This is a genomic window from Synechococcus sp. RS9916, assembly GCF_000153825.1.
Taxonomy (GTDB): domain Bacteria; phylum Cyanobacteriota; class Cyanobacteriia; order PCC-6307; family Cyanobiaceae; genus Synechococcus_C.
The window spans coordinates 1,422,515-1,442,432 of sequence record NZ_DS022299.1 but is presented as its reverse complement, the minus strand read 5'-3'; the positions used below and the strand labels follow the sequence as shown (position 1 = coordinate 1,442,432).

The 19,918-nt window shown below is 63.2% G+C and carries 21 protein-coding genes and 1 tRNA gene; 11 read left to right on the top strand and 11 right to left on the bottom strand.

The window, feature by feature from the left end:
• Positions 1-14: 14 nt before the first annotated feature.
• From RS9916_RS07885 to RS9916_RS07875, 3 genes are all read right to left on the bottom strand, one after another.
• Positions 15-236: a ferredoxin-thioredoxin reductase variable chain gene (locus tag RS9916_RS07885; protein ID WP_007098813.1), complete on the bottom strand. Its 222-nt coding sequence runs from the start codon at positions 234-236 to the stop codon at positions 15-17.
• Positions 237-294: 58 nt separating this feature from the next.
• Positions 295-1,137, bottom strand: a complete 843-nt coding sequence (locus RS9916_RS07880; RefSeq protein ID WP_007098812.1) for a hypothetical protein — start codon at positions 1,135-1,137, stop codon at positions 295-297.
• A gap of 106 nt (positions 1,138-1,243) precedes the next feature.
• Positions 1,244-2,872, bottom strand: coding sequence for an Hsp70 family protein (locus RS9916_RS07875; RefSeq protein ID WP_007098811.1), 1,629 nt, complete (start codon positions 2,870-2,872; stop codon positions 1,244-1,246).
• 40 nt (positions 2,873-2,912) lie between these two features.
• On the opposite strand from RS9916_RS07875, the gene RS9916_RS07870 reads away from it, so the two are divergent.
• From RS9916_RS07870 to RS9916_RS07855, 4 genes are all read left to right on the top strand, one after another.
• The gene (locus RS9916_RS07870) at positions 2,913-3,197 is read left to right on the top strand and encodes a hypothetical protein (RefSeq protein WP_038024365.1); all 285 of its coding nucleotides are present in this window, start codon (positions 2,913-2,915) and stop codon (positions 3,195-3,197) included.
• 26 nt (positions 3,198-3,223) lie between these two features.
• Entirely contained in the window at positions 3,224-3,451 is a 228-nt protein-coding gene (locus RS9916_RS07865; RefSeq protein WP_007098809.1) for a DNA-directed RNA polymerase subunit omega, read from the top strand.
• Complete coding sequence (locus RS9916_RS07860; RefSeq protein WP_007098808.1) at positions 3,448-3,834, top strand: DUF1818 family protein; 387 nt, start codon at positions 3,448-3,450, stop codon at positions 3,832-3,834. The genes RS9916_RS07865 and RS9916_RS07860 overlap by 4 nt, the downstream gene beginning before the upstream one ends.
• Positions 3,835-4,159: 325 nt before the next feature.
• Positions 4,160-4,447, top strand: coding sequence for a DUF2811 domain-containing protein (locus RS9916_RS07855; protein WP_083773090.1), 288 nt, complete (start codon positions 4,160-4,162; stop codon positions 4,445-4,447).
• Here RS9916_RS07855 and RS9916_RS07850 read toward each other — a convergent pair.
• The 6 genes from RS9916_RS07850 to RS9916_RS07825 all read right to left on the bottom strand — a co-directional run bounded on the left by RS9916_RS07850 (position 4,423) and on the right by RS9916_RS07825 (position 8,596).
• Positions 4,423-5,169 carry a hypothetical protein gene (locus RS9916_RS07850; RefSeq protein ID WP_007098805.1) on the bottom strand — a complete coding sequence of 249 codons (747 nt, stop codon included), beginning with the start codon at positions 5,167-5,169 and terminating at the stop codon, positions 4,423-4,425. The genes RS9916_RS07855 and RS9916_RS07850 overlap by 25 nt on opposite strands.
• Complete coding sequence (locus RS9916_RS07845; RefSeq protein ID WP_038024361.1) at positions 5,153-5,623, bottom strand: EVE domain-containing protein; 471 nt, start codon at positions 5,621-5,623, stop codon at positions 5,153-5,155. The genes RS9916_RS07850 and RS9916_RS07845 overlap by 17 nt, the downstream gene beginning before the upstream one ends.
• A 104-nt stretch (positions 5,624-5,727) precedes the next feature.
• Positions 5,728-7,101 (bottom strand): UDP-N-acetylmuramoyl-L-alanine--D-glutamate ligase, encoded by a 1,374-nt coding sequence (gene murD / locus RS9916_RS07840; protein WP_007098803.1) that lies wholly within the window; start codon positions 7,099-7,101, stop codon positions 5,728-5,730.
• A 26-nt stretch (positions 7,102-7,127) separates the two neighbouring features.
• Positions 7,128-7,199 (bottom strand) — tRNA-Val (locus RS9916_RS07835).
• A 93-nt stretch (positions 7,200-7,292) separates the two neighbouring features.
• Positions 7,293-8,084, bottom strand: a complete 792-nt coding sequence (locus RS9916_RS07830; protein ID WP_007098802.1) for a photosystem II S4 domain protein — start codon at positions 8,082-8,084, stop codon at positions 7,293-7,295.
• Entirely contained in the window at positions 8,081-8,596 is a 516-nt protein-coding gene (locus RS9916_RS07825; RefSeq protein ID WP_007098801.1) for a hypothetical protein, read from the bottom strand. Before RS9916_RS07825 ends, RS9916_RS07830 begins: the two co-directional genes overlap by 4 nt.
• Before the next feature lie 78 nt (positions 8,597-8,674).
• Here RS9916_RS07825 and serA point away from each other — a divergent pair, with 78 nt between their 5' ends.
• The 4 genes from serA (at position 8,675) to RS9916_RS07805 (ending at position 12,155) form a co-directional block, all read left to right on the top strand.
• Positions 8,675-10,261 (top strand): phosphoglycerate dehydrogenase, encoded by a 1,587-nt coding sequence (gene serA, locus RS9916_RS07820; protein ID WP_007098800.1) that lies wholly within the window; start codon positions 8,675-8,677, stop codon positions 10,259-10,261.
• A 28-nt stretch (positions 10,262-10,289) separates the two neighbouring features.
• Entirely contained in the window at positions 10,290-11,204 is a 915-nt protein-coding gene (prmA, locus tag RS9916_RS07815) for a 50S ribosomal protein L11 methyltransferase (RefSeq protein WP_007098799.1), read from the top strand.
• A gap of 139 nt (positions 11,205-11,343) precedes the next feature.
• Positions 11,344-11,643 (top strand): ferredoxin, encoded by a 300-nt coding sequence (locus tag RS9916_RS07810; RefSeq protein WP_006043345.1) that lies wholly within the window; start codon positions 11,344-11,346, stop codon positions 11,641-11,643.
• A gap of 122 nt (positions 11,644-11,765) precedes the next feature.
• Complete coding sequence (locus RS9916_RS07805; RefSeq protein ID WP_007098798.1) at positions 11,766-12,155, top strand: hypothetical protein; 390 nt, start codon at positions 11,766-11,768, stop codon at positions 12,153-12,155.
• A 109-nt stretch (positions 12,156-12,264) separates the two neighbouring features.
• Here RS9916_RS07805 and psbV read toward each other — a convergent pair whose 3' ends face one another.
• Both psbV and RS9916_RS07795 read right to left on the bottom strand, forming a co-directional pair.
• Positions 12,265-12,777, bottom strand: coding sequence for a photosystem II cytochrome c-550 (gene psbV, locus RS9916_RS07800; protein WP_007098797.1), 513 nt, complete (start codon positions 12,775-12,777; stop codon positions 12,265-12,267).
• A gap of 107 nt (positions 12,778-12,884) precedes the next feature.
• The gene (locus RS9916_RS07795; RefSeq protein WP_007098796.1) at positions 12,885-13,832 is read right to left on the bottom strand and encodes a ribonuclease Z; all 948 of its coding nucleotides are present in this window, start codon (positions 13,830-13,832) and stop codon (positions 12,885-12,887) included.
• Positions 13,833-13,875: 43 nt separating this feature from the next.
• Between RS9916_RS07795 and RS9916_RS07790 the strand changes: the two genes are divergently transcribed.
• Genes RS9916_RS07790 through RS9916_RS07780 form a run of 3 tightly spaced genes read left to right on the top strand, consistent with a single transcriptional unit; the run spans position 13,876 to position 19,886 of the window.
• Positions 13,876-15,354 carry a SpoIID/LytB domain-containing protein gene (locus RS9916_RS07790; protein ID WP_007098795.1) on the top strand — a complete coding sequence of 493 codons (1,479 nt, stop codon included), beginning with the start codon at positions 13,876-13,878 and terminating at the stop codon, positions 15,352-15,354.
• A gap of 12 nt (positions 15,355-15,366) precedes the next feature.
• Positions 15,367-16,161, top strand: coding sequence for a glucosamine-6-phosphate deaminase (locus RS9916_RS07785; protein WP_007098794.1), 795 nt, complete (start codon positions 15,367-15,369; stop codon positions 16,159-16,161).
• Positions 16,158-19,886: a hydantoinase B/oxoprolinase family protein gene (locus RS9916_RS07780; RefSeq protein ID WP_007098793.1), complete on the top strand. Its 3,729-nt coding sequence runs from the start codon at positions 16,158-16,160 to the stop codon at positions 19,884-19,886. The genes RS9916_RS07785 and RS9916_RS07780 overlap by 4 nt, the downstream gene beginning before the upstream one ends.
• Positions 19,887-19,918: the final 32 nt, after the last annotated feature.

Sequence of the window (19,918 nt, the reverse complement as noted above, 5' to 3'; positions counted from 1 at the left end):
GCTGAGGGCTCGGCTCAGCCGGCTGCGTTCAGCTCATCGGCGCGGAAATGGGCTTTGTAACGGCCAAAGGCCACCACGACAGGGAGAGTGGGGCTGATGGGCTTCCCTTTCCAATCATTGAGCACGGTGACCACTTCGCCGTCGCTCCCTTGGAGATCGAAGGCTTCGCCGCGATGTTGGGGATGGTTGTAGACCACAACGTTGGCGGACACGACCACTTTGTCTCCGGGTTGCATGGGCCAATGCGTTGATGTCGGCATTGTGTCATGCGTCATGGGTCATCTGAGTTGATCGTCAGCGCCGTCGGCAGAGACTTTCGGGCCCTTCCTCTTCAACCCTGCCGCCCACGTCGGCGCATCCGGTCTCGAACGCTTTCCAGGGCTCCATCCCTTCGCGAATTCTGCGCTGCACCGCGGCATCGAGAGCGCTGTTGGGAACGGTATGGGCGGGAAGCTCGCCATGGTTGTGGTGTTCGTCCAGGTCTTTGCGCTGATCGATGGCTTGTTCCACGGTTTGGCGCAGGGATTGGGCCTTGCTCTGCCACCAGGGGTGGTCCATGCGGTTCAGCACCGCCAGCGCTTCCCACCACTGTTTCGATTGGACCAGTTCGGCCAGTCGCTGGTGGTCGAGTTGGTTGCGGTTCCAGGTTTCCTGCAGGCTGTCGCTTAGGCGACTGCCGGAGGGGCTCGTGCCGCGCTCCACAGGCTTCAGCAGGGAGAGGGCCTCGTTGAGATTGCCGTCGCGGAATGCATTGAGGGCTTGATCGCGGAGCTGCTCTCGCCAGCGGTTCAGTTGGTTTTGATCGCGTTGCTGGTCAACGCTCGTGCCGACCCCTGAATTCACCAGCAGCTCTTGAAAGCCCAGGGCATCAGCGTGACGCCCGTCGTTCCAGGCTTGTACGGCGGCCTGTCTCCGACAGAGAGCCAGCTCTTCCGGAGCTTGTTGGCCCAGCCAGCGCAGAGCAGCCAGCTGCTCGCTGTAATGCAGGCACGCCAAGGTGTCGCCATCGCGAATGGCCTGTTCCAGCCGTTCCGGGAGCTGACGCTCCCACCAGTAGGCCACACCACAAAGCATGGCCACCCCACCAAGGGTGATCCCCAACCAAAAGCGCGGCAGCAGATGGCGACGCAGCGCCAATGTCGGAGTTCAGAACAATCACACCTGTTCTATGGACGTCAGCTGCCTTTCTCACGCTGGCGTGGACGGACCGTGCACCGCCCGAACGCTGTCAAGGGATCGGCGTTCAGCGAACGGGGCCGAGCACACGAGACGCAAGGGGTTCACCGGTGCGTAGGTCTGCGCCTTCCATCAGCAGTTGGGCGTCTTCATTGAGGCGGAAGGCAAGCCGAAGACAGTCCTGCCCTGTTTCTCCGGGTTGACCCAAGGGCACCTGGATGGTGGGGGAGCCCCAGGGGCGCACCTCAGGTCCACCACTGCTGGCCCGCACTGTTGGTAAGCCATTGACGAACACCACGTCATGGCGCGATTCAGTCTCCGGTTCTCCGAGAACCAACTCGATCGTCTGCTGTTGGTCTTGGCTCGCAGCCAGCACCAGGGTGAAGGGGGCCTCCGTGGGCCAGGTCTGGCCGGCAACAAACAACGGATGCCAGTGGTGCGTTCCTGTGCGCCTGTCCCAACAGCGCAAGGAGACACCGCGTTGCAGGACGTCACGCACGTGCACGCCCGGCGTGAGGCTGAGAGCACCGGCGGCCACGGCTTCCACGGGAGGCGCATGCAGGAGAGGCACACCCCCCAGCCGTTCGTTGAACCAGCGCCGCAGCAGAGGGAGTTGCGCTCCGCCCCCCACCGGCAGCACCCCCTGAAGCATGGAGGGATCACAGTTGTGCTGACGAGCGCCGGCCAGGGTTTGCTCCAGGAGATCGTCGAGTACTGCCAGCAGACCTCTCGTCTCCAGCAAGGTTTCGAACTGCTGTCGGTTGAGTTGGAGCTCCAACGGGGCGCTCTGGTCTGTGACGGCCAATTCCGTGAGCAACGTGTGGTCGCCCAGTTCGGGAGCACTGAGTCTGCATTTCAACCGTTCAGCCGCATTGATCAGGGCCGCTGGCGGCGTTGCCTTGGCCTCCGACGCGTCGTGGTGGAGATGGTCGACGATCCAACGGTCTAGGTCGCGACCGCCCAGGGTGATCCCGGCCTTGCCCAATACCTTGGCGCAGCGCAGTGCTTGCCGGCTGTTGTTCAGGCTGCGGCCACCGAAGCGCAACAGTTGGGCCAGCGGGGCGGCCCGGCCCTCTCCGCCTTCCAGGGCCACGAGGGACAGATCAATTGTGCTTCCGCCGATGTCGACCACCAGCAGGCGTGCCCCTGGCGCAAGACCGGCGCCCAGAGCTGCTGCTGTGGGTTCATCCACAAGAGCGACTTCATCGACAGGCAAGTGTTCACTGGCCTGCAGCAACCAGTTGCGATAGCCCCTGTAATGCTCCACTGGTGCGGTGAGCACCAGGCGTTGAATCTGGAGTCCCTCCGGTAGCCGGGTCCAGATCTGTTGCAGCAGTAGTTCGGCGGCTGCTTCGGGGCTGAGGTGGTTCGCAGCGGATGGTGCACCGGATGGAGCTCCGATCTTCCGCTTGAAATCACGCAGCAACTGAGGAGCATCGCTGTCTTCCAGGCCGGCATCCAGCACCTGCCGCCCCACCAGTGGGCTGGGATCGTCTGCTCCCTTGGCCCAGATCAAACTGGGGACCTGGCCAGGAGAACGGCTGATGGCGTCAAGCTCCAGCAGCTGGGGACCTGCGGTTTGTGGCGACTGGAATGCCACAACGGTGGTGGTGCTCCCCAGATCAATGGCCAGGGTGCCGGCAGCCTCGCAAATCTGAAGGTTTTGTTCGCCCGTCGGGGTCTGTTCCAACGCCATGGGCAGGTTGGGAGCAGCTGAAGGTTACGAGGGAATCTCCATGGATCGCTTGCAGCGACTCGTCTGGTCCTTCTATCGGGAGGAGCCTGAGCTGAAGGCCCAGTTGGAACCGCTGCGCGATTGCAGGATGTCGCGCAGTTGGGGAAGCATTCGGATCGAGTGCCTCGATGCTCGCCATCTCGAAGAGGTCAGCGGGTTGTTGTCGTTGCTGCGTCGACCTCTGGCCGCGATGGGAATCGGTCGTCAGATCGTTTTGCGCGTACCCGGCAGTGTTCAGCGCACCTATCCGGTGCACGTTCCCTTCCCAAGCGACCTTCTCACTTAAGATGGTGGATCGATGCCAGGGACAACGTGTTCAGCGCAGGTGTGGATTCAAAAGACCTGGCCAAGCGTGGCGAGAGCTTGATTCGTCAATCGAGCAACCGTTATCTCACCACTGTCAGGATCGCCTTCCGCGCCAAGCAACGTCGTTTTGACGACTTCGATGGTCTGCTGGAGGAGTCGAGCGTCAAACCGGTGCAACGCGCCATCGTTGAGCTGAGCGATGAGCAGGACCAGCCTGATCTGCTGCCTGGATGATTCAGCAGGAAGGGCCAGGCTGGCGCCTGGCCCTTGACCGCAGCCGCCCGCATTTTTCTGCCTTGATCGGTGGAGAAGGTTGGGCGTTCGAGCTCACCGAGACGGAGTGGCAGGGCCTAGTGGCCTTGATCTTGGTGCTGACGCAGCAACATCGCGATCTTCAGTCCCAGCTGATGGAGGACGAAGCGATCGAACTGGAGATGGAACGCGATCTCTGGTGGGGCTGCCTGGATGGTGATCGCAACCGCTGGAGTCTTGGCGTTGTGCTGGAGGGCACACCCGGCTGCCGTGGTCTTGAAGCGCACTGGCCAGCTCCAGCAGCGCAGGCGTTTGTGGCAGCGATGAGAACGGCCTGGGATTCAACAAAGAATAAGCAGGGCTAATCAAACTGCTTTGATTGATTTCCCCACGGATCGACCCTTGGCCTTGCACAGGTTTTCCACAGTCAAGGGTCTGAAAAGGCCCGTCAGGGCCTCTCCTGTGGAAAAGGTGCGGTTCTGATGGGTGCGTCTTGACGGGCGGATGGCTGATGTTTCTTTCGATGCATTTTCTGCATCGCCCGTCCTGGAATGGCTCTGGGCCTGGGGTCTCATCCGGAGAATGCTGGGATTGGCCTGGTTTCGGCCTTCTTGACGTTGGCTGACGGATGTGGAGAACTGACTACTGTTCGTGGACTTCGGAATGGGAGACATTCAGGTGACGGAAGCGATGCAGGCGCTGAATACTGCTCCAGTTGTCGGTGTAGACCGCCCCGCTCAGGAGGTCTCCGCGGAGCTGGTGGCCGATTCCGTGGTCAGCTTCCATGCCGAGCTCCCCCTGCCCCTGCAGCAGGCGATGGCCAGCTTTATCGAGCGTTATCCCAATTGGGATCAATACCGCTTGGTTCAGGCCGCTCTGGCCGGGTTCCTTGTGCAGAACGGTGTGGAGTCCCGCGAGATTACGCGCCTTTATGTCGGCAACATGTTCAGCCGTCAGTCCTTCCTCCAGGGGGTCTGAGTCCGGCAGCTGGCCATCAGGATCAGGGCGCTTAACGGCAGGGTCAGGAGTAGCCCCAGGCAGGCTCCCATCAGTCCGATCAAATTGAGCCCGACCAGGAGGCCCAGAAGCGCCAACACTTTCAGCCGATTTTGTTGAACGAGCTTGCGGCTGTGCTCCATCGCCGCTAAGGGCCGGTGGCCATGGTGAATCAGAAGTGGCAGGGCAAGCACCTGCCCCGCGGTCCAAGAGGTCAGGGCGATTCCTCCCGCGAGCAGTGCCACTGCTGCCAGAACGCCGCTGTGGGCCAGCAGGGCTGTGCCGAGGCCGCGCAGCGTGGTGATCCCTCCCAGCAGGATCAGGGTTTCGATCAGGGCAAGGGCGACAGATTGGCGCAAAAGCCATGGAATGCGTTCCTTGGCCTGGGGAACGTCGCAGTCATCGGGGCCTGTGCTGGGCAACAGGGTGTCGGCTAGGCGCAGAAGGCCAAGCATGAGGATGAGAGGCACGAGCAGGGACAAGACCCAGACCAAATCCCCGCTGTGGCGAATCCAGGCACTTGAATTCGCTTGAAGTTCTCGCGCCAGAGTTCCCAGCCCGGCAGCACTGCTCAGAATCAGCCCCGACAGGCCGACGCAAGGCCAGGGAGCGCTGGTGAATCCCCTCCAAGCCCGAGGCAACACAGTGCTCAGAGGCAGGCGTTCCCGACCCATGGCCGTGGTTGGCTCACTGGAGTGGGCCAAGGCGTTCCAGCAGGTCGGTGGCGATGGTTGTTGCCACCGGCATGATCGACAGGCGATTGCCGCGCCGCACCACCGTGAGCTGTTCCGCGGTGTAGGCCTCTTTCAGGGCATCAAGGCTGAGCATGCTTTCGAATTCCCCGACATAACGCAGGCGGACGCAATCCCAGCGCGGCGATTCAGGCTTCGAGGCTGGATCGTGGTATTTGGATGTCGGGTCAAACTGCGTGGGGTCCACGATTCCCAGCTCAGTCACTTCCATCAGGCCCACAATGCCCGGTGGCTTGCAATTGGAGTGATAAAAAAATGCCTGATCGCCAACGGCCATGGTGCGCATGAAATTGCGCGCCTGATAGTTACGAATTCCATCCCAGAGCGTCGTTTGTTCGCTTTTGAGATGGTGAATTCCATAGACGTCCGGCTCACTTTTCATGAGCCAGTAGTTGGGCGAACGCATCGATTGAATGGCTGCTGTCCAGTGCACCGTCAACGGAGCTTAGCGCTGGTTTCTGATTGATCTACTGGTCTGAATTGCCTGCTGATCCTTGGCCTTGATTGGGGTCAGCTTGCGCGTTGGGCAGCGTTAATCAGTTGGCGGAAGTGTTCGCCGCGTTCCTCGAAATTGGAATACTGGTCAAAGCTCGCGCAGGCTGGCGAAAGCAGTAGAGCCTGGGCCGGCTGGCCGGATGACAGTGCCAGGGCTTCTTTGACGGCCGCATCCAACGTGTCAACCAGGGCGACCTGTCCGTCAAAGCTCGCGCCCGCAATCAAGGTCTTCAATTCGCGAGCGCCGTGGCCGAAGAGCACGACAGCTGCAGCGCGCTCCTTCAGCAGGCTGAGCCATTCCGAGGCATCACCCTGTTTGGTTTGACCTCCGGCAAGCACCACCGCCGGTGCTGCCACGGCCCGGAGCCCGACAGCAGCGGCGTCGTAGTTGGTGGCCTTGCTGTCGTTGTACACCCGCATGCCCTTCACCAGTCCCAGGGGTTCGAGCCTGTGGGGGACACCGGAAAAGCAGCGCAAGGCAGCTTCGATGGCGCTGGGTGGCAGGCCTGCATGGAGAGCCGCCGCCGTGACCAGCAACATGTTTTGGCGATTGTGGTTGCCGGGTAAGGGCAGTGCATCAGCAGGGAACAAGCGCTGCTCGCGGCTGCACACCCATTGCTCTGGGTCGATCCAGAGCGTGCAGGGCACAGGAGGTGTGGGGCTGGTGCTCACCCAGGTGGCCGCAGGCCATTGGTGGTGGTGGCGGCAGAGGTCTGGGTCATCGGCATTGAGGACCGCCTGCTCGGATCGGGCGAGCAAACCGTGCTTGATCGCTCGGTAGGCGTCGAGGGTGCCGTGGCGCTCCAGGTGATCGGGGGTCAGGGTCGTCCAGATGCCGATACGGGGAGCCACCTGCTGCGCCGCTTCAATTTGATAGCTGCTCATCTCCATCACAATCCAATCGGGCTGTGGCAGATGACCTGAGCTGCAGGCAAGCGCCAACTCGGCGGCGGAGTGCCCCACATTGCCCGCCATGGGTGCCTGCAGTCCTGCATGACTCAGCACGTGTTGCAGCAAGTGGGTGACCGTGGTTTTACCGTTCGTGCCGGTGATCCCGATCCAGGGGCGGTGCGACAGCGCGTCCCAGGCCACGGCCATTTCGCCGCAGACGGCAATGTCTTGTTGGCGAAGGCTCCCGAGGGTGGGGTGATCCCAGGGAATGCCTGGGCTAATCACCACCTGATCCAAAGGATCTGTCCACGACGCAAACGGGTCGGGAATCAGGGGACAGCCGAGACGGACATCGACACCCAATTGGCGCAACGCTGATGCATTGGCGCTGTCCTTGGATTGCGATTCCAGAACGGTGACTTGATGGCCTTGAGAGTGAAGCAGCTTGGCGGCTCCGACTCCTGAACGTCCAAGGCCCACAACTACGCTGGACTTCATGGACTTTCATTCCCCTGCAAGGGATATGGGCGATACTGGATTTGAACCAGTGACTCCTACAATGTCAATGTAGTGCTCTACCCCTGAGCTAATCGCCCGACAGTTCACTTTGTAGTGAAAGCGGTTTGCACCTCATTGGTGCGCCAAAGAATGTAGCAGCCGGTCTGAATTTGGAGTTGGCTGTTCCGTGCTTAGCGGCGTTCCATGTGAACCCTCCAGCGGTCTTTTTTGGTGCGTTCGAGAGCCAGCACCTCCACGCTGCCGCGATCTTGCAGCTGCAGTCGATCACCCACTCTCAGATCTTTGCTGGCTTGGCGAACGGATTGCCAGTTGAGGCGCAAACGCCCGCTGCGGATCTGATCCACCACCTTTGCCCGGGAGAGGCCGAAGCCCGCTGAGGCAATGGCGTCGAGTCGGCAGGAGGCTTCGACGCTGGCGAACCGTTTGGGGACGCGGCTCTGCGGCAATTGCAGCGACGCCACCGGCCGCTCCTCGAGCTGGATGTCCACATCGCGAACACGGCCGCTACGGCCATGGAGTGCCACGGCTGCTTCAGGTGTGCAGAGCAGCTGGGCTCCACGATCGCCGCGGATCCAAAGGTCGCCGAGATGCCCGGCCTCGATGCCCAGTTCCAGAATCGCCGCACGCATGTCGTGGGGGTCCACGGGGTCGAACAGGAAGTTGCCTTCCACCTCCAGCCCCATCACGGGCAGGGGATGCTCCTCTTGGGGGACGGTGCCGCCTTCGCAGCGGCTGATCAGCAACCGCTGTCGTTCCGCTTCCGGTCGTCCTCCATCAGCGTGGATTTGCAGCTCGGTCAGGACGGCCAGACGTTGGACCGCGTCTTCCCGCAGGGGCGCTGAGACAAAGCACGACCATTGGGGCTGCCAGGTGCGCAGGACTTGGTCGGCCACGTCGATCAATGCGTCGAGGCCTTCGGGATCTTGGCTGCCTTGCAGCAAGGCTTGTCGCGGCAGCCTCACAGGTCGTTGAGGCGCACCACCTGAATCGGTCGAGCACTCTGCAGCAGTTGCCACGGTGGTTCGATGCCGGTGGGCGTTTCCAGCAGCAGCAACCAGCGGTTCTCTTCGTGGCGGTTCCGCAGGATGCGAACGCCGTCTTCGTTGTCAGAAGGAACGCTGGCGGCGGCGGCGTAACTGCCCATCAGGCCTGATCCCATCCCCAGCAGGCCACCCATCACAGGTTGGCCCCAGGGGCCGAGGGCGGCAAAGGTTTCGAGGGTGGTGATCTGCGTGAAGGTCAGCCCCGCCATGAACCCAAATGGGAGCAGCCAGCGGGCCATGGTGCGCTGGCGCTGCTGGCGCGCCTTTTTCAAGTTGAGCAGATCCACCGAGTCGAAGGACACGCCATCGGCACTGCCCTTCGCAGGCGACACCAACAGGCAGCGCTGAAGGGGCAGGCCATTGGCCCGCAGCTTCTGTTCCAGCGATGCGGCGGCTTCTTGTTCCTTCAGCACCAGCACGCAGACAGGCATGGGTGAGTCCCTGAGAGCGTTCGATTCTGGCCTGCGGGCCTGTCTTTACAGTGGCCCACGGCAGTCTTTCGCCGGTTGATGACAAAAGTTCTGGTTTCCGACCCCATTGATCAGGCCGGCATCGACATCCTGAGCCAGGTGGCCCAGGTCGATCAGCGCACCGGTCTCAGCCCAGAAGAGCTGAAATCGATCATCGGTGAATACGACGCCTTGATGATCCGCTCCGGCACGCAAGTGACCGCCGATGTGATCGCGGCCGCCGACAAGCTCCGCATCGTGGGGCGGGCCGGAGTCGGCGTCGACAACGTGGACGTCCCCGCTGCGACGCAGCGAGGCGTGCTTGTGGTGAATTCCCCAGAGGGCAACACCATTGCGGCGGCTGAGCATGCCCTTGCTTTGCTGCTCTCCCTCTCCCGCCATGTCCCCCAGGCCCATGCCTCCATGCGTGAGGGCGCCTGGGATCGCAAGAAATACGTCGGAAACGAGCTTTATAAAAAGGTTTTAGGGGTGGTCGGCCTCGGCAAGATCGGCTCCCATGTGGCCAAGGTGGCCAAGGCCATGGGCATGGAGGTCATCGCCTATGACCCGTTTGTCTCGCTTGAGCGCGCCCAGCAAATGCAGGTGCGCCTCACCCAGCTGCCGGATCTGTTCAGCTCAGCGGACTACATCACGCTGCATATCCCCCGCACTCCCGACACCGAAAACCTGGTGAATGCTGAGCTGCTGCGCAGCATGAAATCCACGGCGCGTCTGGTGAACTGTGCCCGGGGCGGAATCATCGATGAAGCGGCCCTGGCTGAAGCGATCGAAAACGGGGTGATCGCCGGTGCTGGTGTGGATGTGTTTGCCAGCGAGCCTCTGGCGGAAGATTCCCCGCTGCGGAAGGTGCAACGGGGCCTCGTGCTCACGCCGCACCTAGGCGCTTCCACCGAAGAAGCCCAAGAGAATGTCGCCACCGATGTGGCGGAGCAGATTCGCGACGTGTTGTTGGGGCTGCCGGCCCGCAGTGCGGTCAACATCCCAGGCCTCAGTGCCGAGATCATGGAGCGCTTGAAGCCCCATCTGCAGCTCGCGGAAACGTTGGGTCTGCTGATCAGCCAATTGGCCGGCGGTCAGGTGGAGGAGCTTGAAGTGCGTCTTCAGGGTGAATTCTCCGAGCATCCCTCCCAGCCTCTGGTGATCGCAGCGCTGAAGGGTTTGCTGTCCAATGCGCTCGGGGAACGGATCAACTATGTGAACGCAGCCCTTGAGGCCAAAGCCCGCGGCATTCACGTCTTGGAAGTGAAGGATGAGGCAAGCCGCGATTTCGCTGGTGGTTCGCTTCAGCTCACCACACGTGGGTCCCAGGGGGGGCACAGTGTCACCGGTGCGGTGTTTGCCGATGGTGAGCTGCGGGTCACCACGATTGATGAATTCCCAGTGAATGTGCCGCCCAGCCGTCACATGCTCTTCACCCGTCACCGGGATATGCCGGGAATCATTGGTCAGTTGGGGTCTGTGCTCGGCGAGCACAATGTCAATATCGCCTCGATGCAGGTGGGACGCCGGATCGTGCGTGGTGATGCGGTGATGGTGCTGAGCATCGACGATCCGATTCCTCCCACCTTGTTGGCCAACATCAATGCCATTGACGGCATTCAGGAAGCCCACCCTGTGACTCTCTGATCGCTCCTCCGGTGTTGTCCGTTCTGCCATGACCTCCAACTCCCTGCGCTGGTGGCGCCTTTCCTTGCCCCTCCAGTCGGAGTTGGAGGAGTCCCTGTTGTGGAAGTTGGACAGCCTCGGCTTGCACCGACTGGCCGTGCAGCATGCACCGGAGCGCCCCGATCAGCGCACCCTCCTGGCCTGGTTGCCCGCGCCGGAGTGGGATGAAGACCAGCGGAGGGAGTTGGTCGACAGCCTGCGGCCCCTCGCCGAAACCTTTGGTCTGTCGTTCCCGCAGCCGGAGTGGGTCCAGCTTGATGATGAGGACTGGAGCCTTACCTGGAAGCAGCACTGGCAGGCGGATCCGGTGGGCCAGAGGCTTCTGATCCTGCCTGCATGGTTGGAGGCTCCCCAGGAGCATGCCCATCGCCTTGTGCTGCGCATGGACCCAGGCAGTGCGTTTGGCACCGGCAGTCACCCCACCACACGCCTGTGTTTGGAGGCGCTCGAGGCCCGGCCGCCGGTGGGTCTGACCGTTGCCGATCTGGGCTGTGGCAGTGGCGTGCTCAGTCTGGCGGCATTGGCGTTGGGTGCCGAAAGGGTCTTGGCGGCAGACACCGATTCCTTGGCGGAGCGCGCCACCCGGGACAACGCCGGGCTGAACGGTCTGACGGATCAGCAGCTGAGCGTGCAGCAGGGTTCGGTGGAGGTGCTGGCGGCCATGCATGCCGGCCAACCGTCTGAGCTGTTGCTCTGCAACATCCTGGCTCCGGTGATTGAAGCGCTTTCTCCCCAATTCACCAGCGTGCTGGCTCCGGGAGGGCGTGGATTGCTCAGTGGACTGCTGGTGGAGCAGGCTCCCCGTCTCACCAGCGTGCTGGAGGGATTGGGCTGGTCAGTCACGGAGCTGGGCTCCCAGGGGCGCTGGGGTTTGCTCGAGATCCAGCGCCCGAAAACTGCATAAGTTCGGCTTATCAGTGCTCTGGATCTGATTGGCCTTGTCTGGAAAGCCTCGTTGAAAAGGGTGGGATTGCCCCAGTCCGATGTAGAAGTGTTCAGTCCTGCATGCCTGTTTTTCAGGTCACTGCACACCCCATCCATCCATGGCTTCCTACAAGGTCACTCTGGTCAGCGAGAGCGAAGGTCTGAACAAGACCATCGAAGTGCCCGACGACCAGTACATCCTCGACGCCGCTGAAGAGCAGGGCATCGATCTTCCCTATTCCTGCCGTGCAGGCGCTTGCTCCACCTGTGCAGGCAAAATCACTGCTGGCACCGTTGACCAGTCCGACCAGAGCTTCCTGGACGACGACCAGATCGAAGCTGGCTTCGTGCTGACCTGCGTGGCTTACCCCACCTCCGACTGCACCATCAAGACCCACGCTGAGGAAGAGCTCTATTGAGCTCGATCCCAAGGATCTGACAAGTGGTTTGACACCCCCATCGTCGCTTCGACGGACTGTCCATTGGCCACCCCTAGGGGTGGCTTTTTGGTGGCAGGGTGTGGCCCTGTCTCTGAACAGCCATGCCTGCAGCGTCAGCGGCCGCTCCCGCCAGACCTGAAGTCGAAGACCTGCTCGAGCACGGCAGCATTCACACCAGCCCTGGCGGTCAATACAGCTTCCGTGTGATCGGTCCTTGCTGCCGCCTGTTCGACCGTGAGGAGTTGCCCTGGCCTTGCTGTCGGCTGGTGTGGCGCAGCAAGGAACCCAGTTGGCGCCGCGTTGGACGCCGCTTTGTGCCTGATCTTGCTGCTCGCCGTTGTCCCTCCTATGCGGTGGAGCTGCTGCAGCCGGGATCGCGGCCAACCTCCACGGTGTTAACGCTGTTCTCGGTTCGGTTCACCCCTGGCTTGCAGGAGTGGTGGTACAGCCGTCAACCCCGCTCGTTGGAGCCCTCCAACCGCCAGCCCTAGGCCTTCCGATCGGCCCCACAAGCCCAGTTTGAGTCTGTTGAACTCCTGCAATCGGGCACAAAAAAGCCGCCTCTGGGGCGGCTTTGTGATGGTTTGAGAAGGCTGGGGATCAGAAGTAGATCTTGCCGCCACCCCACTCTTCGCCCAGAACCTTCGGGGCCACGAGGATGTAGCCCGCCATCAGGCGCAGGTCTTCATCGGTCAGATCGCGCATGGCGGGATACAGATCGCGGCTGCGGATGCTTGGGTGCAGGTCAGCGATGCTGTATTCCCCGTCGTAGGAGGTGGGGTCGTTCAGGTAGTCCACCAGACCCTCAACGCTGTTACGGGCCGGAGTGGCCAGGGCGAGGGTTTCGGGGTCGAGGCCCACGTTGTGGTTGGTTTTGGTGATGCCACCGGCATGGCAAGTGCCGCAGCTGGTGTTGAAAACCTTGCGGCCAGTTTTGATCTCCTGTTCGGAGAAGGTCACTTCAGTGCCGCTGGCGTCGGCGTTGACCGTGAGGGTGTCTGCATCCCACTGGGCAGCCAGAGCAGGAGAGCTGAAGGTGAGAGCGACCAGCGCAGGCAGAACGAGCAGCAGCCGGCTTAAAGACCGTTGCAAGGAATGAAAGGGAGAGGCCATAAAGGACACCAGAATCTGACGGATACACCGCACCAAGCTCTTGTATCACGGGCGGATGACCCCTTGGGGGCGTTCCCGGGGCGTGCTCATGAACTGTTGCAGCCGACTTAGGCCGGGGGGCTGATCTCGAGGGTGAGGAAGTCTTTGGCCAGCAGCGTGTTGGGGAAGATCGCCTGCGCTTCCTGCAGCAGATCTTGCGGGGTCACTGGATTTCCCGGGGCGTAACGCGGACTGAGATGGGTGAGGGCTAGCTGTTTGACCCCTGCCTCCGCCGCCGTCTGGGCGGCCATGGTGCTGGTGGAGTGCTGGCGCTGAAATGCCATCTCCGCTTCGGCATGGGAAAAGGTGGATTCGTGGATTAGCAGATCGGCGCCGCGCGCCAGCTCGACCGCTGCTTCACAGAACACCGTGTCGGTGCAATACACCACGCTCACCCCCGGGCGGGCAGGGCCACAGAGATCGCGCCCATCAATGGTGCGCCCATCCTCCAGGGTGACGGTGCGCCCTTGCTGCAGTTCGCCATAGATCGGTCCCGGGGGGATGTCCAGCGCGTGCGCTTTGGCTACGTCGAAGCGACCAGCCCTCGGTTTCTGCTCGATGCGGTAGGCGTAGGCCGGCACCCGGTGGGTGAGGGGTGTGGCGCGCACAATGATGTCGTCGTCTTCAAGCACCAGCGTTCCCTGTTGGGCGGGCTCTTTCACCCGGTGGAACGCCATCGGGTAGCCGATGCGGGTCGAACTGGTGCGCAGCACTCCTTGCAAGTAGGCCTCAAGGGGGTCCGGGCCGTAGAGATCCACGCCGGAGCTGTTGCCCGCCAGCCCCAGGCTGGCAAGCAGACCGGGCAGGCCAAACACGTGGTCGCCATGCATGTGGGTGATGAACACCCGGCGCAGTTGCGAGAGGCGCAGATCACTGCGCAGAAATTGATGTTGGGTGCCTTCGCCGCAGTCGAACAACCACAGTTCCGATCGCTGCGGCAGCCGCAGGGCGACGGAGGACACATTGCGAGCCCTGGTGGGAACGCCGGAGCTGGTGCCGAGGAAAGTGACCTGCACGGTCTAGGGCGGGCAACCATCAAATCTGGCATGCAGCACCCTGGTGCTCCTGGCGACTGAAGGGCACACTGAGCTGCCCTGGCGATTGGACGGCATGGCAAGGCCTGGTTCCCATCGGCTGTTTGTCTTCGCTCGGGTATCCGTGGCGGCAGCTGGCCTCGCCCTGGTTCAGCCCGTGCTGGGCCCAGTGCTTCCGCTCCCAGCCGTGGAAATGACCTCGCGGCAACCGCAGATGCGGGTGTTGGTGGCGGAAGGTGCCCGTCTGGATCTGCGGGCGGATGGCAGCAACCGCTTTCAAGTCAGGGGCCTGGGCAGGCGGGCTCAGCAGCTGACGCGTTTGCAGGTGCGCCTCAGTAGGGGACGGTTGTTGGTGGACAGCCCGGATCTGCGCGGAGAGCGCCAGGTGCGCGTGACGGGATTGACCGTGCATAGCCAGGATCCTCGTGGGATCTGGCTCGGGAAGCGGCGCTACGCCGGCTCCCTGGAGCTGATGGTGCGCAATGGCCGCCTCCAAGCGGTGAACCATCTGGGGGTCGAGACCTACCTGGCCAGCGTGGTGGGGAGTGAGATGCCCCAGGACTGGCCCTTGGCTGCCCTGCAGGCTCAGGCTGTGGCAGCACGGACCTATGCCCTGCGGCAGCGGGGGCGAAAGGGCAGCTTTGATGTGCAGGCCACCGTTGCCAGTCAGGTGTACCGAGGCCTGGAATCGGCCACGCCGCGCACCCAGGAGGCTGTCGACACCACCCGCTCCTTGGTAATGGTCCATGGCGGCAAGTTGATCAATGCTGTGTTTCACAGCAGTTCCGGCGGCGCCACCGAGCCCAGCGGAGAAGTGTGGAGAACACAGCTGCCCTATCTGGTGAGCGTTCCCGATCACGATGCTCAGAGTCCGGTCCATCGCTGGACGCAGATGTTCGACCGCCGCCAGTTGCAGGCGGCATTCCGGGAAACCGGTGGTCTGCAGGCGGTGGACGTGCTGCGCACCAGCTCCACCGGCCGCCTGCGCTCAGTACGGGTGCGCGGACCCGGAGGCTCTGTGGTGCTGAGCGGTCGTGAGTTGCGCCAGCGGCTTGGCCTCAAAAGCACGATGGTCCGTTTCAACTGGCTGGCCCAGGACGTCGCGGGTCAGCACAGTCGTCCGGCGCAGCAGGGTGGCTTACCTGAGGGTGATCGGCCCCTGTTGATCGGGCTCTGGCGTGATTCGGCCAGTGGTTCGAGCACCTCGCCTCAAAGCCATGGCCGTGCCCAGGCCTTGATCCCGCCGCCTCCGCCGCCTCCGCTTGTGCCGGCGCCTGGATTGAGTGCTCCGCAAAGCGGGCGTGTGCTGGAAGTGCGCGGCCAGGGGTTTGGCCATGGCGTGGGGATGAGTCAGTGGGGAGCCCGAGGCCTGGCGGAGCAAGGCGCTGACTTTCGTCAGATTCTCAGGCACTACTACCGGGGCATTACCATTCGCCCGTTTCAGCCGGCGGATGACCCATCCATGGCATTCCACCCCGCGCTCAGGCCAGCCTGGAACAGTTGATGAAGCCCAACCGTGGCTGCACTGCATCTGCCCGACACGATCGTTCTGGAGCGGCGGCCCGAGCCCATCGGGCTGATGGAGGCCGTGGTCGATCACTGGGAGCAAGCGTTGCGTCAGCGTTTGACGCAGACCAATCCGCGACCTCTGGGATTGGCCACCGGGCGCACGATGGAGCCGTTTTATGCGGCCCTTCGGGAGCGTTTGCATCACTGGAGCTCTACTGAACGCGCCCGGTTGCGTCAGGGCTGGCTCAGCTTCAATCTCGATGAATACGTCGGCCGTTCCGCTGCCGATCCGGACAGCTTCGCTGCTTACATGCAGCATCAGCTCGCTGGCCCTTTGGGGTTGTCGCCTGATCAGCTGCGGGTTCCGAATGGTGCGGCCGCCGATCCAGAACAGGAGGCCATGGCCTATGGCCACGCCCTGCAGGCGGCTGGAGGGGTTGGTTTGCAGCTGCTTGGGCTCGGGGCCAATGGCCATGTGGGCTTCAACGAGCCTCCCTGCGGTGCGGATGTGATCTGCCGCTGCGTTTCCCTGTGCCGTGCCACCCAGGAGCAGAACGCTGCCGCTTTTGGTGGTGATCCCCAGCAGGTGCCGAACCGGGCGATCACCCTGGGGTTAGCCGAGATCCTGGCGGCGGAGGAAGTGCATCTGATCGTCACAGGTGACGCCAAGCGCGAGATCCTGGCCCGGGTGTTCGCCACCGGTTGCGATCCCTCTCTGCCTGCCAGTTGGTTGTTGCGCCATCCAAGGGTGAGGCTGTGGGCGGATGATGCGGCCCTTGGAGTTGCGGTGGCAGCGCGTTGACGGACTGGCGCTTCTGGGTGGATCGCGGCGGTACCTTTACCGACCTGGTCGCCTTGGCCCCCGATGGTCGGCTGTTGGTGCGCAAGGTGTTGTCCGAGCAGCCCCACACCCCAGGGGATCCCGCTGTTTGCGCCCTGAAGGCCCTTCTTGAGGTTGAAGCCTCGGGGGACGCCACCATCGAGGAGCTGCGGCTCGGCACCACCGTGGCCACCAATGCCCTGCTGGAGGGAGCGGGCGACGACGTTGTGCTGGTCACCAACCAGGGCCTGGCGGACGTGCTCCGGATCGGCGACCAGCATCGCCCCGACCTGTTTGCTCTTCAGCTGCAAGCTCCGCCCTTTCTGGCGATCGGGGTGGAGGAGGTGCAAGGCCGGCTTGACCCTGAGGGCAACGCGGTGACGCCCCTGGTGCTGGATGGCGCCCTCGAAGAGCGCCTGCGAGCCCACCACCGCCAGGGGGTGCGCAGCTGTGCCATTGCCCTGATGCATGCCTGGCGCCATCCCGACCATGAGCGCCGGCTGGAGGCTCTTGCCCGCGCCATTGGCTTCACCACCGTGGTCTGTTCCCATCAGGTGGCCCCGCTGCCGCGACTGGTGCCGAGAGGGCAGACCACCCTGGTGGAAGCAGCGGTGGCGCGCCCCCTGTTCGGCTATCTCCATCAGGTGCAGCAGGCCCTGGGGGCGGCCACGCGGATGCGGGTGATGACCTCCAGCGGAGCCCTGCAGCCTATGGGCAGCCTCCTGGCGAAGGACACGATCCTGTCGGGTCCGGCTGGCGGGATGGTGGGTGCGGTGGCGGTGGCGCGCAGGGCCGGTTTCCAGCAAGAGCCTCTGGTCGGATTCGACATGGGCGGCACCAGCACGGATGTGTTCTGTCTGCCCGCTGGCGCATCCGACCAGGCGTGGGAGCGCAGCCCTGAAACAGAGGTGGCTGGATTGCAGTTGCTGGCACCGCGGCTGCCGATTCACACCGTGGCTGCTGGCGGGGGATCGATCATCACCCGCGATGGCGATCGATTGATCGTGGGGCCGCGCTCTGCCGGCGCCGATCCGGGGCCGGCCTGTTATCGCCGCGGGGGGCCGCTCACGATCACGGACGCGAACCTGCTGCTGGGGCGTCTGCAGGTGGAGGGGTTCCCTGCGGTGTTCGGTCCCAAGGCCAATCAGCCGCCGGACTCACAGGTGGTGCGTGATCAATTTGCGGCCCTCGCCCGGGCCTTGAAGCGCACGCCCGAGCAGCTGGCGGAGGGTGCCCTGGATCTGGCGGTGGAGATCATGGCAGCGGCAATCGAGCAGGTGTCGCTCGCGCGGGGCCACGACATCCGTGGTGGTGTTTTGGTCGCCTACGGCGGTGCTGCAGGGCAGCTGGCGTGCCGTCTGGCCCGATCGTTGGGCTTGGATCAGGTGCTCCTCCATCCCCTGGCTGGAGTGCTCTCGGCTTATGGCATGGGCCAGGCGCGTCAGCGCCAGTGGCGGCAGGGTGCCGTGCGCCGCCCACTGGAGTCGTCTGTGGTGCCGGCGTTGACGCAGCAGGTGGAGGCGGCGCTGGCCGATGCCCAACAACAGCTGTTGGCCGATGGGGATCGCTGCAATGGCGGCCTGGAGCGACAGATCGCACTCGAGTTGCGGGATCCTGATTCTGAGCAAGGGCTGTTGGTGGCGCTCCCTGCCCTGGTGGAGGGGGCGGCATTGCAGTTGCCGCCTTTGAAGGTGCTGGAGGATGCCTTTGCCGCTCAGCACCAGCAACGCTTCGGTTTCGTGCCGCAGCGGCAGGTACCTCTTGTGGTGGAGCGTTTTGAGGTGGAGGTGCTGGCACCGGCGTTGTTGGCAACGCTTGCCCAGGGCGAGGACATTCGGCTTTCCGGCGAGCCCTCTCTAAGCCAACAGCCTTCACCAACCCAACAGCCTTCCTCAACCCAACAGCCAAAGCCCGTGACCATGCATTGCCCAGGCCGCAGCTGGTGTTCGGTGCCCCTGTGGCATCGCCACCAGATCCGAGAGGGGCAACAGCTGGAGGGTCCGGCCCTCATCCAGGAGCCAACGGGTTGCATCGTGCTGGATCCCGGTTGGCAGGCGCGCTGCCTGCCGGGGGGCGAGTTGGTGCTGGAGGTGCAGGTGGGGGGAGATGCATCCATTTCTCGGGTTCAGGAGGAGCCGATTTCAGACCTCCAAACAACCGTTGACCCGGTGGAACTGAGCCTCTTCCATCACCGCTTCATGGTGATCGCCGAACGGATGGGGGAACGGCTGCGCCAGACCAGCCGATCGGTGAATATCCGCGAACGGCTCGATTTCTCCTGCGCCCTGTTTGATGCCGAGGGGGCCCTTGTTGCCAATGCGCCCCACATTCCCGTGCATCTGGGCTCCATGGGGGATGCCGTGGTGGATCTGCTCGCCCAGGTGGAGGAGGGTTCGGTGCCTCCGCTCCAGCACGGTGATGTGGTGATCAGCAATGACCCCTTCCATGGAGGGACCCATCTACCGGACATCACGGCGATCACGCCGGTGTTTGTGGGCGCTGGTGCGCCCAGCTTCTTTGTCGCAAGCCGCGGGCACCATGCCGATGTGGGCGGGCTGACCCCCGGATCCATGCCGCCCTTCAGTGAACACATCCAGCAGGAAGGCTTGCGCTTGCGCCATTGGCCCCTGGTGCGTGCTGGTCGGCTTGATCGTCAGTCCTGGGCCCGGCGGCTGGCGCAGGAGCCCATTCCTCCGCGGGCGCCGGAGCTCTTGCTGGCGGATCTTCAGGCACAGGTGGCGGCCAACCGTCTCGGGGTGGACCTGCTGGAGGCGTTAGTGGCCCGGGACGGTCAGGAGAGGGTCAGCCGCTACATGCACCATGTGCAGGATCATGCCGCTGCGGCTGTTGAAGCCCTGCTTCCCGGGCTGGAGGATCGCAGCTTTGAGGTGGTGCTCGATAACGGCGCCAGGCTCCAGCTGGATCTGAAGGTGGATCGGGGCAACCGACGAGCGCACCTCGATTTCAGCGGCAGCTCTGCCCAGGGCACCCACAATTTTCATGCTCCTCTGGCGGTGACCAAAGCCGCCGTGCTCTACGTGATGCGCTGTCTGGTGGAGGAGCCGATTCCGTTGAACGCCGGCTGTTTCCGTCCGCTCACGTTGACGGTTCCGGCTGGATCCTTGCTCAATCCCATGGCACCCGCTGCGGTGGTGGCGGGCAATGTCGAGACCTCGCAAGCGCTTTGCAATTTGCTGTTCGCGGCCCTGGGGGTGATGGCTGCGGCTCAGGGCACCATGAACAACCTCAGCTTCGGCAACGAGCGCTACCAGTACTACGAAACGATTGCTGGAGGCACCGGCGCGGGACAGCGCTTTGCCGGTGTCTCAGGCTTGCAGTGCCACATGACCAACTCCCGGCTGACGGACCCTGAAATTCTTGAGCAACGCTTCCCCGTGCGTTTGGAGCGCTTCGGTCATCGTCGCGGCAGTGGTGGTGCAGGGCGCTGGAGCGGAGGTGATGGGCTGGAGCGGACGTTTCGCTTCCTCGAACCGATGACGGTGGGGGTGTTGGCGGGGAGTCGCCAGATCGCTCCCTTCGGCCTTGCCGGTGGGTGTGATGGCGCCTGCGGTCGCAACCAGATCACCCGTGCCGATGGAACGGTGCAGGAGTTGCCTGGATGCGTGCAGCTCGAGGTCTTGGCCGGGGATTGTCTGACGCTCGCCACCCCAGGCGGCGGGGGCTGGGGTGTGCCGGAATGCCCATGATCGGTGGGTCTGTAGCAGGCTGAACGACCCCC

Bases quoted from the DNA above. Each gene is read 5' to 3' on its own strand.
- RS9916_RS07885 (WP_007098813.1), bottom strand. From the start codon at position 236: ATGCAACCCGGAGACAAAGTGGTCGTGTCCGCCAACGTTGTGGTCTAC.
- RS9916_RS07875 (WP_007098811.1), bottom strand. From the start codon at position 2,872: ATGGCGTTGGAACAGACCCCGACGGGCGAACAAAACCTTCAGATTTGC.
- RS9916_RS07870 (WP_038024365.1), top strand. From the start codon at position 2,913: ATGGATCGCTTGCAGCGACTCGTCTGGTCCTTCTATCGGGAGGAGCCT.
- RS9916_RS07860 (WP_007098808.1), top strand. From the start codon at position 3,448: ATGATTCAGCAGGAAGGGCCAGGCTGGCGCCTGGCCCTTGACCGCAGC.
- RS9916_RS07855 (WP_083773090.1), top strand. From the start codon at position 4,160: ATGCAGGCGCTGAATACTGCTCCAGTTGTCGGTGTAGACCGCCCCGCT.
- RS9916_RS07845 (WP_038024361.1), bottom strand. From the start codon at position 5,623: ATGCGTTCGCCCAACTACTGGCTCATGAAAAGTGAGCCGGACGTCTAT.
- murD (WP_007098803.1), bottom strand. From the start codon at position 7,101: ATGAAGTCCAGCGTAGTTGTGGGCCTTGGACGTTCAGGAGTCGGAGCC.
- RS9916_RS07825 (WP_007098801.1), bottom strand. From the start codon at position 8,596: ATGCCTGTCTGCGTGCTGGTGCTGAAGGAACAAGAAGCCGCCGCATCG.
- serA (WP_007098800.1), top strand. From the start codon at position 8,675: ATGACAAAAGTTCTGGTTTCCGACCCCATTGATCAGGCCGGCATCGAC.
- prmA (WP_007098799.1), top strand. From the start codon at position 10,290: ATGACCTCCAACTCCCTGCGCTGGTGGCGCCTTTCCTTGCCCCTCCAG.
- RS9916_RS07810 (WP_006043345.1), top strand. From the start codon at position 11,344: ATGGCTTCCTACAAGGTCACTCTGGTCAGCGAGAGCGAAGGTCTGAAC.
- RS9916_RS07805 (WP_007098798.1), top strand. From the start codon at position 11,766: ATGCCTGCAGCGTCAGCGGCCGCTCCCGCCAGACCTGAAGTCGAAGAC.
- psbV (WP_007098797.1), bottom strand. From the start codon at position 12,777: ATGGCCTCTCCCTTTCATTCCTTGCAACGGTCTTTAAGCCGGCTGCTG.